The following is a 14,247-nucleotide window of genomic DNA, read 5'->3' as shown; positions in this document are numbered from 1 at the left end:
CGGCGGGCGCCGGAGTGCCGGGCGACGGGCGGCCGAGGCGTGGTCTCAGAGGTGAGAATCTCTCTCAACTATCGCAATGGACGCTAGTTGCACATTAAACTCATCAATCCCAAAGTGATCAGCCGAGGGCTGCGGGCACGGCCGCACCATGGCCTCCAGGCTCGAATCGTCGTTGGCTGATTACGGTCAGCCAGAGGAGCCTTGCGTCTGGTGATCGGTCGTTTAACCATGGCGTGAGAGTCTCAGACGAGCGATTGGCGAGGAGGTTCGCGCGGCCGGCGCAATGGCCGGCCGGGCAGAAGCGTGTTTCTTTGACGGCCGGTTTTCCGGCGACTTCCCCTGCATTGACGCGCCGACCCGTGAGAGCGGACACCATGACGAATGCTCTACTGTCCCTGTCCACGAACGACTTCATCGCCGGTATCGAGGCGATCGCCCCCCGATTCGACACCGCCACCTACCCGCAGCAGAACCTCCCGGCCGACGACTGGACGCTGCTGACCCGGGCCGGCGTGCTGCTGCCGACGCTGCCGCGCGAGTTCGGCGGGCGCGACAGCCACGTCGAGATGTGCCGCGTCGTCGAGGCGCTGTCGGAATGGAACCTTCCGCTCGGCATGTACGCCACGGTCATCACCGGGGTCGCGCTGCGGCCCATCGCGCTGTGGGCGGACGAGGAGGCCAAGCGGGAGGTCCTGCCGCAGTACGCCGGCGGCGACCCCATGGTCTGCGGGTTCGCCTCCACCGAGCCCGGCTGCGGCTCCGCGATGTCCGGCATGACGACCACGTTCGAGGAGGTCCCGGACGGCTACCGGATCCGCGGCCGCAAGCACTGGCAGGCGTTCAGCTCCAGCGCGCACTGGTGGGTGGTCAGCGCGAAGAACGACGACCGGGGACGCGAGTACGGCTACTTCATCGTCAAGCGCAGCGAGGGCTTTCGGACCCTGGAGCCCTACGACCCGCTCGGCCTCAAGGTGATCGACTACGGGCTCAACGAGATCGACGTGGTCGTCCCGCGGCACCGGCGCATCCGGGCGGAGGGGCGGAACCTGCGGCCCATGGTGGAGATGCTCATGGCGTCGCGGGCGATGATGGCGGCGATGGGCGCCGGGTTCCTGCGCCGCATCAGCCGGGAGGCGCACGCGTACGCGGACGCGCGCCGGATCGGCCCGGGGCCGCAGTCGGCGATCCGGTTCGTCCGGTACCGGCTCGCGGCGATCGACACGTCCTACACCGTCTGCGCGGCGCTCAACGACTACCTGCAGACATCGCTGGACATGAAGTCCGACATGATCGGCGCGTTCCCCGCCGTCCAGGCCATCAAGACGGTCGCCACGGAGCGGATGCTCAGCGCCGCGCACCACTACCAGCAGCTCGCCGGCGGCGAGGGGTACCGGTGCGGGTCGCCGACGAACATCTCCGCGCAGGCGTTCCTCGACGCCCGCGTGTACACCATCTTCGACGGCACCAACGACCTGCTCAGCCAGCAGCTCACCGAGTACTGCCTCGCCCGGACGGACGGCCTGCCGCTCAGCAAGTTCCTGGCCGACTGGCCGCTCACGGCGTCCGCGATCACCTCGCAGGGGCTGGACCTCGGCTTCCTCGACCGGGACCTCCGCCAGGAGCACCTGGTCCTCGCGGGCCGCGCCATCGCGTACGCGTTCGCGATCGGCCAGGTCATGCGGTGGGGGGCGAAGCCCGGCAACGACGCCGGCCGCGCCCGGGCGGCGATCGAGTTCCTCAAGGCCGACATCGCGGGCGTCGCCACGGAGTTCGGGCTGCTGTCCACCGGGGTGCTCGGCATCGAGGACGGCACCGTCCCGCCCTCGCCGGGCGCGCTGTTCTCCCGCTCGGTGCCGCTGCCGGCCGAGGCGTGACCCGGCGCCGGGTCAGCCCAGCATCTCCTCGCGGCGGCGGATCAGCTGGACGAGTTCCGCCGCGCGCTCCTTGATGAGGTTCAGCCCGGGATGCCCCCACGGGCGCGGCTCGCGGTCGATGATGCAGATCGTGCCGAGGGTCGTGCCCGTGTGGTCGATGAGCGGCGCGCCGACGTAGGTGCGGATGCCGAGCTTGTCGACGACCGGGTTTCCGGCGAAGCGCGGGTAGTCGCACACGTCGTCGAGGACGAGCGCCTTGCGCCGGACGACGACGTGCGGGCAGTAGCCGTGGTCGAGCGGCACCTCCCGGCCGAGCTCGACGCCGCCGGACGGGTCGGCCGGGTCCTGCGGTGAGTACAGGCCGGACAGGTACTGCCGGTCGGTGACGAAGTTGACCATCGCGAACGGGGGCAGCCCGGTGCCGACGAGGCGCCGGGCGGTCTCGGCGAGGTCGCGGGCGAACGCGTCGAACTCGGGGTCGGCCTCCTGCCCGAGCCCGAGCTCGCGCAGCCGCGCCACGCGCCGCGGCACCTCGGGGTCGACGGGGGTCAGCAGGTGGCCGGGGGGCTCGTACAGCGGCTCTTGTGTCACGGGAGGTCTCCAGATGCGGGCGGGCGTCCGGGTCGGACGGACGGGCTGGCAGGGGGCCGGAGTCGGCGGCGGGTGGCGGTCGGAGCGGTCAGGCGGTCGGAGTGGTGAGGCGGTCGGGATCGGGATCGGGGGCGGGGACGGTGGCGATGAGGTGGCGGATCAGGGCGCGCAGCACGGCGGTGGTGGAGCGGCCGTCCCGCGCGTCGCACAGCACGATCGGCACGGCCGGGTCCAGTTCGAGCGCGGCCCGCACCTCGTCGGGCTCGTAGCGGAACGCGCCGTCGAACTCGTTCACCGCCACGAGGAACCGCGTCCCCCGGTTCTCGAAGAAGTCGACGGCCTCGAAGCAGGCGTCCAGGCGGCGGGTGTCGGCGAGCACGACGGCGCCGAGCGCTCCGGCGCACAGCTCGTCCCACAGGAACCAGAAGCGCTGCTGGCCGGGCGTGCCGAACAGGTACAGCACGATGCCGTGCTGCTCGATCGTGATGCGGCCGAAGTCGAGCGCCACGGTGGTCGTGGTCTTGCCCTCCACCCCGCCGAGGTCGTCGGTGCCGGCGCTCGCGGTGGTGATCAGCTCTTCGGTGTTGAGCGGTTCGATCTCGCTCGCCGCGCCGACGAACGTCGTCTTGCCGACCCCGAACCCACCCGCGATCAGGATCTTGACCTGAGTGGGGAACATCTCAGGCTCGTTGTAGGCCATCGAGCAGCTTCTCCAGGAGGTCTCGGTCGGTGAGCTCCGCCGCGGGACGCGGCGCTCGGGTGGACATGGCCCGCCAGTTCACGAGGTCGGCGAGGAGGACCTTGGTGACCGCGACGGGCAGCCGCAGGTGCGCCGCGACCTCGGCGACCGAGGTCGGCGTGCGGCACAGGCCGAGCGCCCGCCGGTGCTCCGGATCGAGGTTCGCCGGCACCTCACCGGTCGCCACCACCAGCGACAGCATGTCCAGCCGCATGGCCGGCCGGGTGCGCCCGGCGGTCACCGTGTAGGGGCGCACCAGCGGCCCGGCGTCGTCGTCGAGCCAGAGCTCGTCCTCGCCGGCCGTCATGATGAGGGCGTCGGATTGCGCGGCGCCGCCGCCGACCGCGTCGCGGTGCCGAGGAAGGGGCGGACGGACTTGATCAGCCGGGCCATCTCGAAGCCGACGACGGCCGGGTCGGCCTCGCCCCTCGCCAGCACGGCCAGCACGGAGTTGTACCCGGCCCACGAGATGAACAGCTGGCTCGACTTGAGCTCGGTCACGACCTGCCGGACCTCGTTGCTGCCGTCGAACTTCGTCCCCGCGCTCCGGGCGATGGAGAACAGGCCCGAGGCGAGCGCGGCGAGCTGCTCGGCGCTCGCGCGGTCGAAGCCGTCGGACGCCTTCAGCATGCCGTCGGCCGACAGCAGCACGCTGCCGCGGATGACGGGAACCTCCTCGCCCAGCCCCCGCAGCAGCCAAGCAAGATCCTGAGCCTGGTTCGGGGAGACAGCACTCAATGGACGCTCCTTATCCCTCGTGATGATTCGTCAGTCCGTGCCACCGGCGCCGTCCGTCGTGCTGTCGTTCTCCTCGGCGCCGCGCACGCCTCTCTGGAACGCCGCCATGAGACCGGGATTGTGCGTGACCTCGGTGTCGTCCTGCACATGCTGGGGGGTGGGAGGATTCACCAGTTCGGGCGCCATATTCGCCTGAACCCGGCGGCGTGGCAGCGCCGGCCGTTCAGTATTGTCCATCACGTTGTCCACCACATTGTCGACAACGCCGGCGGCATCGGATTGCGCAGCCGCACCGGTATTTGCGGCCGGACCGGAATTCGCCGCGGGAGCGGAATTCGCGTGCCGGCCCGGGTCGTCCACGGCCACGAAGCGGTCGGCCGGGGCGTAGCCCTCCGCCGGCACGGCGTAGCCCTCCGCCGGACCGGCGTAGCCCTCCGCCGGACCGGCGTAGCCCTCCGCCGGGATGGAGCGCGCGGACGCCGGGACGGCCTCCCGCGCGGCGGGCACGGCGGCCGGGGCGCCCGCCGGCACCGGGACGGGCTCGGCGTGCGCGGGCTGCGCCTGCGGCACGGCCTCGGCCTCCTCCGGTTCGGCGCCGACCAGCTCGCCCGGCACGACGACGGTGGCCTGGACCCCGCCGTAGAGGTTGTCGCGGAGCGCGACGCGGACGCCGTGCCGCCGGGCGAGCGCGGCGACGACGAGCAGCCCGATGCGGCCCTCCTGCAGCAGCTCCTCGGCGCCGGCCCGCTCGGGGTCGGCGAGCAGGTCGTTCAGCCGCCGCTGGCTGTCGCGGGGGATGCCGAGGCCGCGGTCCTCGACCTCGATGGCGAGCCCGGCGGTGACGGCGTCCACCCGGACCAGCACCTGCGTGTGCGGCGGGGCGAACCGGGTGGCGTTCTCGATCAGCTCGGCGAGCAGGTGCACGACGTCGGCGACCGCGCTGCCGTCCAGGGTGCCCTCGACGGGCGGGACGACCTTGACCCGGTTGTAGTGCTCGACCTCGGCGATCGCCGAGCGCAACACCTCGTAGACGGTCACCGGCCGGCTCCACTGGCGGCGGGACGCGGCGCCGCCGATCACCGCGAGGCTCTCGGCCTGGCGGCGCATCCGGGTGCTGAGGTGGTCGACCCGGAACAGGCCCTTGAGCAGGTCCGGGTCCTCGACCTGGTTCTCCAGCTCGTCGAGCCCCTTGATGGCGCGGTGGGCGAGCGACTGCATGCGCCGGGCGAGGTTCACGAAGACGTCGACCCGCTGGTCCGGCCCGCTGCTCGGGGCGCGGCTCTCGGCGACGTCCAGCACGGCGTTCCACGCCTCGCCCTGCGCCTGCCGCAGCTCGTAGGCGAGCCGGACGAACGGGTCGCCGGACTCGATGGGCTGGACGTCCTCGCTGCGCGGCGCGGTCTCGCCCGCCTTGACCCGCTCGGTGAGCTCCTGGAGGCCCTTGCGGCCGCGCGCGATGGTGAACCACAGCTCGCCGAGCCGCCGCTGCACGTCCTCCGGGCTCTGGCCGCGGTCGGGCGGCGGGACGGGCCGCCCGACGCGCTCGAACCTGCGGGTCGCCGCGTCCGCCCCGAACACCGCGGCGCCCAGCGTGAGGACGGCCGCCACGGCGGCCGCGGCCAGCACGATCTGCGCGCGCCGGGTCACGTCCTCGCCGTTGTAGAGCACCGCCGCGACGGCCACCCCGAGGATCCCGATAACGGCCGCGGGAAGGACGGAAATGCACAGGTGAAAGGAGCGTGCGCTGCTCTGGCGACGCGTTCCGCGCGCCGGCGGTCTACCGTGCCGCCGGTAATCCTGGCGCTCGCTGTCGGCGGCGGGTTCGGAGTAAACGGGCATCGGACGTCCTCAGCGCGGTCGGCGGCACGGCACGGGGTCACATTACTGAGTAAGACGTACTCTTACCGGTACAGTCCGTATCTAGGCTGACACACCACTCGTTCGGGCAAGCGTGGATTGCTGAGATTACCGGGAGGCCCGTCCGGCTTCCGGTAATTTGCGGTACATCACCCATTTTTGTCCGATTATTAGCAAATGTACGGCCCGTATTGCGGGCGGGCCGGATCTCAGGGCGAGCCGGTCCTCGGGGCCGCGCGGACGTGCGCGCGCTCACCCTGCCTCCCGATGAGGCTGAGGAACTCGACGGGCCCGCCGCCGGCCGCACCGAACCAGTGCGGGATTCGGGTGTCGAACTCCGCTGCCTCACCGGGTTCCAGGACGAGGTCGTGCTCGCCCAGCACCAACCGCAACGTGCCGTTGAGGACGTAGACCCAGTCGTATCCCTCATGGGTCCGCAGGTCGGGCTCGGCACCGCCGTCCCCTGCCGGGAGGACGAACTTGTACGCCTGGATGCCTCCGGGCCTGCGGGTGAGCGGTACGACGGTCGTCCCGTCCCCGGCCGCGACCGGACGCAGGTTGACGCGCGGGTCGCCGGTGGGCGGCGCGTCGACGAGCTCGTCGAGCGTGACCCGGAAGGCGCGCGCGAGCGGCAGGAGCTGTTCGAGCGTGGGCCGCCGCAGCCCGGACTCCAGCCGGGACAGCGTGCTGGCGGAGATCCCCGTCTCCTCCGCGAGCCCGGCCAGGGTGCTCCCCCGTCGCTGCCGGAACCGCTTCAGCCTCGGCCCGAAGCCGTCGAGGGTGCGCTCCATCGCCTCGTCCATCCGTCCATCTTGCCGATCGGCAACGGGCTTCGCTGGTTCGCCACGGCTCCGGGCACGATCGTCGTAGCTGGTGAGGGCACTGGGAGAGGACGGCCGATGGCGCACGAGTTCGACAGGGACTACTGGGAGCGGCACTGGCGGGAGGGTGGCGCCGGGTCCATGGGCGGGAACCCGCCGAACCCGTATCTCGCCCGCGAGACAGAGGGCCTGACGCCCGGGACGGCACTGGACGCGGGATGCGGCGCGGGAGCCGAAGCGATCTGGCTCGCAACGCACGGCTGGCAGGTGACGGCGGTCGACATCTCGTCCGAGGCCCTCAGCCGCGCCGCGGAGCGCGCGACGCCAGACGCGTCGAAGAACCTGCGGTGGGTGGAGGCCGACCTGAGCACCTGGACCCCGGACGAACGGTTCGACCTGGTCACCACCCACTACGCCCACCCGGCGATGCCGCAACTGGAGTTCTACGACCGCGTCGCCGGATGGGTGGTACCCGGCGGCACCCTGTTGATAGTCGGCCACGGACAGGGGCACGGACAGGGCCACGGGCACGGGCACGGCCATGAGCACGGCCCGCCTGCCGAGGCATCGGTCACCGCAGCGGCCATCAAGGCACGCCTGGACGAGACGGTCTGGGAGATCGTCACCGCCAAGGAAGAGCACCGCACGATCACGGGCCGCGGCGGCGCCGAGGCATCCCTCGACGACGTGGTCGTCCGAGCCGTCCGCCACCCCGCAATGTGATGGCTTTCACACCAACCTCCGGCCGCAATTCCTGATCAAGGTCAATTCCGACCGGCCGGAAAAAGGCGCGAACCAACGCGGGGTCCGGCCCATCATACGAGTGCATAAGGGGGCACGGTGCCGGGGCCGAAAGTCGAGTAAGCCGCCGTGTCGCAATGGAGCAGAAGATGCGACTTGGAAAGGCGACCGTTCTCGGTCTCGTCACCGGCGCGGTGACCGTCGGGCTTGCCGCGCCCGCGATGGCGGAGGGCGGCGACGTCGTCCTCCAGCCGAGCCAGGCCCGCCCCGGCGGGCAGGTCACCGTCGTCGGGAAGCAGTGCACGGTGGACGGGGAGGCCGGCTCGCTGGCGTTCGTGGGCGGGGCCGTCCCGCTGAACGGGGCCGAGGAGGTCGACGGCCGCGCCGGGCTGGCCACGATCAAGCCCGACACCGTCCCCGGCGAGTACACCGTGCAGGTGCGGTGCGGCGCCCACAAGTCGGTCGGCCTCCTCACGGTCGTGAAGGCCGGGACGAAGCCCATGAGCACCACCCACCCCACCCCGAGCGGCGGCGCCAAGACGGGCTTCGGCGGCGGCGCGGGCGGGACGGGCGCCGCGCCGCTGGCCGCCGGCGGCGTCCTGCTGCTGGGCGCGTTCGGGCTCGGCGCCGCCGCCGTCCGCCGCCGCGGCGGCGCGAACGCCTGACGCATTTTCCAAGACCCGCGGAGAACCGTGCTGGAAATTGCACGCGGCCGCGGGCCACGGCGAATAGCAGATCATTTTCGAGTGGGTGATCGGTGATGCGCGGAAAGGCCGGCCTGCTGGCCCTGGCGGCTGCGGGGCTGCTGGCGGCCGGCCTGGCGATGATCGCGCTGGGGATGCGCGGCCCCGGCGTCGGCGGCCCACCGCGGCCGCCCGCCTGGGCGGCGTCCGCCCGCCCGGCCGACGAGACCGGGCCGGTGCTGCCGCGCTCGGTCCCCGTGCAGGTGGCCGTCCCGGCGATCGGGGTCCGCGCCCCGCTGGTCGGGCTGGGGCTCGACACCGACGGCTCCGTCCAGGTGCCGCGGGCCGACCGTCCGGGCGAGGCCGGCTGGTACGACCTGGGGCCGGCCCCCGGCGAGCGCGGCGCCGCCGTCCTCCTCGGCCACGTCGACTCGGCCGAGGGGGCGGCCGTCTTCTACGATCTCGGCCGCCTCCGGCCCGGACACCGCGTCGAGGTGACCCGGGCGGACGGCCGCGTGGCCGTGTTCACCGTCGAGTCCGTGGAGCGGGTCGCCAAGGACCGGTTCCCCACGCGGCGCGTCTACGGCCCCGTCGACCGACCCGCGCTGAGGCTCGTCACCTGCGGGGGCCGGTTCGACCGGGCGGCGGGCGGCTACCGCGACAACGTCATCGTCTACGCCGCCGAGACGTCCGTCCGGTAGCGCGGACGGCCCGGAACCCGGACCCGGCAGCGGCCTCCAGCGCGTTGGCAGCACCGGGGCAGATCCGTCCGGTGGCACGTCTTGACCCAGGTCAGAGGCAGTGCGAGCGTGGAAAGTGATGGTGAAAGGGGGACCCATCATGACCGAGGTCAAGAGCATCGAGAAGCCGGATGACCGGCGCGACTTCCCCAGGGGGCACCTTGAGGTCGTCAACCTGAGCGGTCTCACGTTCGGCAAGGCCACGTTCGAGCCCGGCTGGCGCTGGACGGAGTCGGTGAAGGACATCGCCGGCACCGACCTGTGCATGGTGCACCACAACTGCTACGTGGAGCAGGGCCGGATGCGCGTCCAGATGAGCGACGGCGCCGAGAGCGAGGTCGGCCCGGGTGACGTGTTCGTCGTCGAGCCCGGCCACGACGCGTGGGTCGTCGGCGACGAGCCGTGCGTCGTGTTCGACTTCGCCGGAAACATCGGCGACTACGCCAAGGCGCGCTGACCGGCGCGCCGCGACAGGGGCCGGTGGGTTCGCCCACCGGCCGCGCCATCCCCGCCCACCGGCCGCGCCATCCCCGCCCACCGGCCGCGCCATCCCCCGGAACGGCCGAGGTCGCGGCGCCGCGCATGGCGAGTATTGACGACGTGGGAGCGGGTGCGGCCGGGTAGGTTCGAGAGATGAACGAGCGGCCGACTCTTGAGGACATCCGGCGCGCGCCGAAGGTGCTGCTGCACGACCACCTGGACGGCGGGGTCCGGCCCGCGACCATCATCGAACTGGCCCGCGACACGGGCTACGCCGACCTGCCCGCCACCGATCCCGACGAGCTGCGGACGTGGTTCGAGGAGGCGTCCAACTCGGGGTCGCTGGAGCGCTACCTGGAGACCTTCTCCCACACGGTGGGCGTGATGCAGACCGCCGAGGCGCTCACCCGGGTCGCCTACGAGTGCGCGGAGGACCTCGCGGCCGACGGCATCGTCTACGCGGAGGTCCGGTACGCGCCCGAGCAGCATCTCGGCCGGGGGCTGACACTGGAGCAGGTCGTCGAGGCCGTCCTGGACGGGTTCGCGCGGGCCCGCCGCGACTTCGGCATCCGGGTCGGGACGCTGGTCACGGCGATGCGGCACCAGGCGCGCAGCATGGAGATCGCCGAGCTGGCCGTCCGCTACCGGGACCTCGGCGTCGTCGGGTTCGACATCGCGGGCGCCGAGGCGGGCTACCCGCCCACCCGGCACCTGGACGCGTTCGAGTACCTCCAGCGGGAGAACGCGCACTTCACCATCCACGCCGGCGAGGGGTTCGGGCTGCCGTCGATCTGGCAGGCGATCCAGTGGTGCGGCGCGGACCGGCTCGGCCACGGCGTGCGGATCATCGACGACATCGAGGTGGAGGGCTCCGACGCGCGGCTCGGGCGGCTCGCCGACTACGTCCGGGACAAGCGGATCCCGCTGGAGATGTGCCCGACCTCCAACATCCAGACGGGCGCGGCGAAGTCGATCGCCGAGCACCCGATCGGGCTGCTGCGCCGGCTCAGCTTCCGCGTCACGGTGAACACCGACAACCGGCTGATGGGCGGGACGTCGCTGTCGCAGGAGTTCGCCAAGCTCACCGAGGCGTTCGGCTACGGATGGGACGACCTGCAGTGGTTCACGGTGAACGCGATGAAGTCGGCGTTCGCGCCGTTCAACGAGCGGCTCGAACTGATCAACGGGGTGATCAAGCCCGGCTTCGCGCAGCTCAAGTGGAGCGGTGCCCGGCCACTGGCATGATCGAGCCATGACCATTCGCTCCACCGGCGGGCAGGTCGCCGCGTACGCGTGGCTCGTGTTCGCCCTGCTCAACTTCGTGGACCTGTTCGTCGGCATCACCGGTGACCCCGACTACTCGCTGACGACGTTCACGATCGCGTTCCTGCTGCTGCTCGGCTGCGGGATCGCCTACACGGTCGGGCTGCGCCCGGCGATCGTCGCCGACGAGGAGGGGCTCACCGTCCGCAACCCGCTGCGGGACGCGCGCGCGCCGTGGGCGGCGGTCCGCAACATCGAGGGCAGGAACGCGGTGACCGTGCGCTTCACCGGCCCGGACGGGACTGACCTGGAGACCCGCGCCTGGGTGCACCAGACGTCCCCGCGCGCCCAGGCCAAGGCGGAGGCCCGCGCCGAGAAGGAGGCGCGCAAGAACCAGGGCGCGGCCATCGACCTGCGGGGCCGGACGCCGACGGGGTTCGCGGCCCGTCAGCTCAACGAGCTGCGCGACCGGCACCGCCCGCGGACCAAGTCGGGCGCCCCCGACCGGGCCGCGGCGGCGAAGCAGGCCGAGACCGCCAGGGGCACGGTCGCCTGGTCGGTCCCGGCCGTGGTCGCCCTGGCGGTTCCCCTGGCCGCCGTCATCGTCGCCCTGGCCATCTCGCTGGCCAGTTGACCTCCGCCGGCCAGTTGACCTCCGCCTACGCGAGGGCGGTGGCGAGGGCCTCGCGGAGTGCTTCCAGTTCGGCGTCGGCGCGCGCGCGAGTCGCGGCGACGTCGTCCTCTACCGGGAGGACGACCTCCAGGTAGCACTTGAGCTTCGGTTCCGTGCCGGAGGGCCGGACGACCACGCGGGCACCGCCGGACAGCCGGAAGCGCAAACCGTCGGTCGGCGGCAGGCCGTCGGTGGGACGGGCGAGATCGTCGAACGACTCGACCGGACGCCCGGCCAGCTCCGCCGGGGGAGCGGTGCGCAGCCGGGCCATGACGGCGGTGATCAGGGACAGGTCGTCCACCCTGATCGACAGCTGCGACGTGGCGTGCAGGCCGTACTCGCGGGCCTGGTCGTCGAGCAGGTCCAGCAGGGTGCGGCCGTCCCGCTTCGCGGCGGCGGCCAGGGCCGCGACGGCGAGCGCCGCGCCGATGCCGTCCTTGTCGCTGACGAGGACGCCGCGGTCGTCGCCGACGCTGTAGCCGAGCGCCTCCTCGTAGCCGAACACGAGCCGGCCGGGCCGCCCGTCCGGGCCGGACCCGCCCGCCTTCATGATCCATTTGAAGCCGGTGAGCGACTCGGCGAACCGCACCCCGTGCGCGGCGGCGACCGAGCGGAGCAGCGACGACGACACGATCGTGGTGACGACCAGGCGGTCATCGCCGGCGGTGTGCCGCAGGACGTGCTCGGCGAGCAGCCCGCCGACCTCGTCCCCGGTCAGCGTCCGCCATCCGGACGGGGAGGGGACGGCGACGGCGCAGCGGTCCGCGTCCGGGTCGTTGGCGATCACCAGGTCGGCGTCCCGGGCCTCGGCCAGGGCCAGGGCGAGGTCGAGGGCGCCGGGCTCCTCCGGGTTCGGGAACGCGACGGTCGGGAAGTCCGGGTCCGGCTCCGCCTGCTCGGGGACGACGGCCGGGGCGGGGAAGCCCGCCCGATCGAACGCCGCGAGCAGCACGTCCCGGCCGACGCCGTGCAGCGGCGTGTAGACGATCGAGATGTCCCGGTCGTCGCCGAGCCGGAGTGACGACACCGCGTCCAGGTACAGGGCGGTGTCGGCGTGGACGGGCCAGCCGGAGCCGAGCGGCAGCTCGTCCACCCGGCCGACCGCGTCGATCGCGGCGGAGATCTCGCTGTCGCGCGGCGGGACGATCTGCGCGCCGTCCGACCAGTACACCTTGTAGCCGTTGTCGCGCGGCGGGTTGTGGCTGGCCGTCACCATCACGCCCGCCACGATGTCGTCGAACGACCGGGTGAAGTGCGCCAGGACGGGCGTCGGGACGGGCTCGGCGAACACCTCCGGGCGCAGCCCCGCGCCGCTGAGCACGGCCGCCGTGTCGTCGGCGAACCGGCGCGAGCCGTGCCGCGCGTCGAAGCCGATGATGACGCGGCCGCCCGGCGGCAGGCAGGCGGCGAGCCCGGCGGCGGCGCGCATGACCGTGACGCGGTTCATCCGGTTCGGGCCGGCGCCCAGCTCGCCGCGCAGGCCCGCCGTCCCGAACTCCAGGCGGGACCCGAACCGGGAAGCGAGCGCCGCGTCGTCGCCCCTGTCCAGGATCTCGCGCAGCTCGGCGCGGGTTTCCGGGTCCGGGTCCTGCGTGAGCCATTCCTTGGCGCGCGCGCGGAGGTCGCTCACAGCTTCGCCAGGACGGTCGCGAGCAGCGTGCCCATCCGCCCGGCCGAGGCGCGTCCCGCCGCGAGGACCTCCTCGTGGTCGAGAGGCTCGTCCGACAGCCCGGCCGCGATGTTGGTGACCAGCGAGATCCCGAGGACGTCGGCGCCGCCCTGCCGCGCCGCGATCGTCTCCAGCACCGTCGACATGCCGATGAGGTCGGCGCCCAGGGCGCGCAGCATCCGGATCTCGGCGGGCGTCTCGTAGGTGGGGCCGCGGAACGCCGCGTACACGCCCTCCGACAGGGTCGGGTCGACCTCCTTGGCGAGGGCGCGCAGCCGCCCCGAGTACGCCTCGGTGAGGTCCAGGAACGTCGCGCCGGTGAGCGGGTTCGCGCCCGACAGGTTCAGGTGGTCGGAGATCAGCACCGGGTCGCCGACGCGCTGGTGCTCGGGCCGCAGCCCGCCCGCCGCGTTGGTCAGCACCACCGTCTTCACCCCGGCGGCCAGCGCCGTCCTGACGGGGTGCACCACGGCGTCGACGCCGCGGCCCTCGTACAGGTGCGTCCGGCCGAGGAACACCAGCGCCCGGCGCCCGCCCACCTCGACGACGCGGATCTTCCCCGCGTGCCCCTCCACCGCCGGGGGCGCGAACCCGGGCAGCTCGGTGACGGTCAGCTCGGTGACGGGCTCGCCCAGCCGGTCGGCGGCCGGGACCCAGCCCGAGCCCATCACGAGGGCGACGTCGAACGCGTCGATGGACGTGCGGTCGCGCAGCGCGTCCGCGGAGGCCCGTGCCAGTGCAAAAGCGTCGTTGCTCACATCGCCGACACTACCGCCGGGTCCCCGGTGGGACGATCGGCCTCCGCCGCGGCCTCCGCCCGGGGCGGCCGGGGTCAGTCGCCCAGCGACTTGCAGGGACGTGTCCGCAGGTCCTTGACGTAGTCGTCGGGCGCGCCGGCCTTCTCCGCCGCGTCGGCGAGGATGCCGAGGTACCGCGCGGACGGCAGCCCGCCCTCGTAGTCGTCCAGGACGTAGATCCAGCACAGCGCGTCGCCGTCGAGGGTCTGCACCCGGACCCGGATCTTGCGGTAGACGTCGAGCGCGGCCCCCTCCCAGGCGTCGAGTTCCTTCTCGTCCCAGGCGGGCACGTCGTACATGACGACGAAGACCTGCTCGGACTCGTCCTCGACGACCGTCGCGAGGGCGCCGTCCCAGCCCTTGTCCTGCCCGCCGAAGGTGAGCCGCCACCCGGCCAGCCAGCCGGTGCCGCGCATGGGCGAATGCGGAGCCCGGCTCGCCATCTGCTCGGGATCCATGTTGGAGGCGTACGCCGCGTACAGTGCCACGTTGGCCAAGGCTACGCCACGGGTGGGGTGGGGGTGGGCAGGTCGCGCCGGGGTGGGCGCCAAGCCGGACTTTTCACTGCCGGAAGTAGGAAA

16 protein-coding genes are annotated in these 14,247 nt (G+C 72.6%); 7 read left to right on the top strand and 9 right to left on the bottom strand.

Annotation, left to right across the window (positions count from 1 at the left end; all coding sequences use genetic code 11):
- Window positions 1-374 precede the first annotated feature (374 nt).
- A complete protein-coding gene (locus CHF16_RS02930; RefSeq protein ID WP_089324336.1) occupies window positions 375-1,874 on the top strand; it encodes an acyl-CoA dehydrogenase family protein in 1,500 nt (499 codons plus the stop codon).
- 12 nt (window positions 1,875-1,886) lie between these two features.
- Here the strand turns inward: CHF16_RS02930 and CHF16_RS02925 are convergent, their stop codons facing one another.
- The 6 genes from CHF16_RS02925 to CHF16_RS02900 all read right to left on the bottom strand — a co-directional run bounded on the left by CHF16_RS02925 (window position 1,887) and on the right by CHF16_RS02900 (window position 6,602).
- Complete coding sequence (locus CHF16_RS02925) at window positions 1,887-2,465, bottom strand: GAF domain-containing protein (protein ID WP_245868181.1); 579 nt, start codon at window positions 2,463-2,465, stop codon at window positions 1,887-1,889.
- 88 nt (window positions 2,466-2,553) lie between these two features.
- Window positions 2,554-3,165: a GTP-binding protein gene (locus CHF16_RS02920; protein ID WP_089324335.1), complete on the bottom strand. Its 612-nt coding sequence runs from the start codon at window positions 3,163-3,165 to the stop codon at window positions 2,554-2,556.
- Window positions 3,146-3,511, bottom strand: a complete 366-nt coding sequence (locus tag CHF16_RS02915; RefSeq protein WP_089324334.1) for a DUF742 domain-containing protein — start codon at window positions 3,509-3,511, stop codon at window positions 3,146-3,148. The genes CHF16_RS02920 and CHF16_RS02915 overlap by 20 nt, the downstream gene beginning before the upstream one ends.
- On the bottom strand, window positions 3,508-3,942 hold the full coding sequence (locus CHF16_RS02910) for a roadblock/LC7 domain-containing protein (protein ID WP_089324333.1): 435 nt from the start codon (window positions 3,940-3,942) through the stop codon (window positions 3,508-3,510). The genes CHF16_RS02915 and CHF16_RS02910 overlap by 4 nt, the downstream gene beginning before the upstream one ends.
- A gap of 30 nt (window positions 3,943-3,972) precedes the next feature.
- A complete protein-coding gene (locus tag CHF16_RS02905) occupies window positions 3,973-5,625 on the bottom strand; it encodes an ATP-binding protein (protein ID WP_143227854.1) in 1,653 nt (550 codons plus the stop codon).
- 383 nt (window positions 5,626-6,008) lie between these two features.
- A complete protein-coding gene (locus CHF16_RS02900; protein WP_089324331.1) occupies window positions 6,009-6,602 on the bottom strand; it encodes a helix-turn-helix domain-containing protein in 594 nt (197 codons plus the stop codon).
- A 96-nt stretch (window positions 6,603-6,698) separates the two neighbouring features.
- On the opposite strand from CHF16_RS02900, the gene CHF16_RS02895 reads away from it, so the two are divergent.
- From CHF16_RS02895 to CHF16_RS02870, 6 genes are all read left to right on the top strand, one after another.
- A complete protein-coding gene (locus CHF16_RS02895) occupies window positions 6,699-7,343 on the top strand; it encodes a class I SAM-dependent methyltransferase (protein WP_089324330.1) in 645 nt (214 codons plus the stop codon).
- Window positions 7,344-7,510: 167 nt separating this feature from the next.
- Window positions 7,511-8,026, top strand: a complete 516-nt coding sequence (locus CHF16_RS02890) for a hypothetical protein (RefSeq protein WP_143227853.1) — start codon at window positions 7,511-7,513, stop codon at window positions 8,024-8,026.
- Window positions 8,027-8,121: 95 nt separating this feature from the next.
- Window positions 8,122-8,745 carry a class F sortase gene (locus CHF16_RS02885; protein ID WP_089324328.1) on the top strand — a complete coding sequence of 208 codons (624 nt, stop codon included), beginning with the start codon at window positions 8,122-8,124 and terminating at the stop codon, window positions 8,743-8,745.
- Between the two features lie 139 nt (window positions 8,746-8,884).
- A complete protein-coding gene (locus CHF16_RS02880; RefSeq protein WP_089324327.1) occupies window positions 8,885-9,241 on the top strand; it encodes a cupin domain-containing protein in 357 nt (118 codons plus the stop codon).
- Between the two features lie 176 nt (window positions 9,242-9,417).
- On the top strand, window positions 9,418-10,509 hold the full coding sequence (locus CHF16_RS02875) for an adenosine deaminase (RefSeq protein WP_089324326.1): 1,092 nt from the start codon (window positions 9,418-9,420) through the stop codon (window positions 10,507-10,509).
- A 7-nt stretch (window positions 10,510-10,516) separates the two neighbouring features.
- The gene (locus tag CHF16_RS02870) at window positions 10,517-11,161 is read left to right on the top strand and encodes a PH domain-containing protein (RefSeq protein WP_089324325.1); all 645 of its coding nucleotides are present in this window, start codon (window positions 10,517-10,519) and stop codon (window positions 11,159-11,161) included.
- A 25-nt stretch (window positions 11,162-11,186) separates the two neighbouring features.
- Here CHF16_RS02870 and CHF16_RS02865 read toward each other — a convergent pair whose 3' ends face one another.
- The 3 genes from CHF16_RS02865 to CHF16_RS02855 form a co-directional block, all read right to left on the bottom strand.
- Window positions 11,187-12,830, bottom strand: coding sequence for a phospho-sugar mutase (locus CHF16_RS02865; protein ID WP_089324324.1), 1,644 nt, complete (start codon window positions 12,828-12,830; stop codon window positions 11,187-11,189).
- Entirely contained in the window at window positions 12,827-13,627 is an 801-nt protein-coding gene (locus CHF16_RS02860; RefSeq protein ID WP_089324323.1) for a purine-nucleoside phosphorylase, read from the bottom strand. The genes CHF16_RS02865 and CHF16_RS02860 overlap by 4 nt, the downstream gene beginning before the upstream one ends.
- 74 nt (window positions 13,628-13,701) lie before the next feature.
- Complete coding sequence (locus tag CHF16_RS02855) at window positions 13,702-14,154, bottom strand: gamma-glutamylcyclotransferase family protein (RefSeq protein ID WP_089324601.1); 453 nt, start codon at window positions 14,152-14,154, stop codon at window positions 13,702-13,704.
- Window positions 14,155-14,247 lie beyond the last annotated feature (93 nt).

The sequence above is a fragment of the Actinomadura meyerae genome, assembly GCF_900188445.1.
Lineage (GTDB): Bacteria > Actinomycetota > Actinomycetes > Streptosporangiales > Streptosporangiaceae > Spirillospora > Spirillospora meyerae.
This window is presented reverse-complemented; position numbering and strand designations above follow the sequence as displayed.

What these genes read in the sequence shown, in the direction of transcription:
- CHF16_RS02930 (WP_089324336.1), top strand. Translation starts at nt 375, where the DNA reads ATGACGAATGCTCTACTGTCCCTGTCCACGAACGACTTCATCGCCGGT.
- CHF16_RS02920 (WP_089324335.1), bottom strand. Translation starts at nt 3,165, where the DNA reads ATGGCCTACAACGAGCCTGAGATGTTCCCCACTCAGGTCAAGATCCTG.
- CHF16_RS02915 (WP_089324334.1), bottom strand. Translation starts at nt 3,511, where the DNA reads ATGACGGCCGGCGAGGACGAGCTCTGGCTCGACGACGACGCCGGGCCG.
- CHF16_RS02900 (WP_089324331.1), bottom strand. Translation starts at nt 6,602, where the DNA reads ATGGACGAGGCGATGGAGCGCACCCTCGACGGCTTCGGGCCGAGGCTG.
- CHF16_RS02895 (WP_089324330.1), top strand. Translation starts at nt 6,699, where the DNA reads ATGGCGCACGAGTTCGACAGGGACTACTGGGAGCGGCACTGGCGGGAG.
- CHF16_RS02890 (WP_143227853.1), top strand. Translation starts at nt 7,511, where the DNA reads ATGCGACTTGGAAAGGCGACCGTTCTCGGTCTCGTCACCGGCGCGGTG.
- CHF16_RS02885 (WP_089324328.1), top strand. Translation starts at nt 8,122, where the DNA reads ATGCGCGGAAAGGCCGGCCTGCTGGCCCTGGCGGCTGCGGGGCTGCTG.
- CHF16_RS02880 (WP_089324327.1), top strand. Translation starts at nt 8,885, where the DNA reads ATGACCGAGGTCAAGAGCATCGAGAAGCCGGATGACCGGCGCGACTTC.
- CHF16_RS02875 (WP_089324326.1), top strand. Translation starts at nt 9,418, where the DNA reads ATGAACGAGCGGCCGACTCTTGAGGACATCCGGCGCGCGCCGAAGGTG.
- CHF16_RS02870 (WP_089324325.1), top strand. Translation starts at nt 10,517, where the DNA reads ATGACCATTCGCTCCACCGGCGGGCAGGTCGCCGCGTACGCGTGGCTC.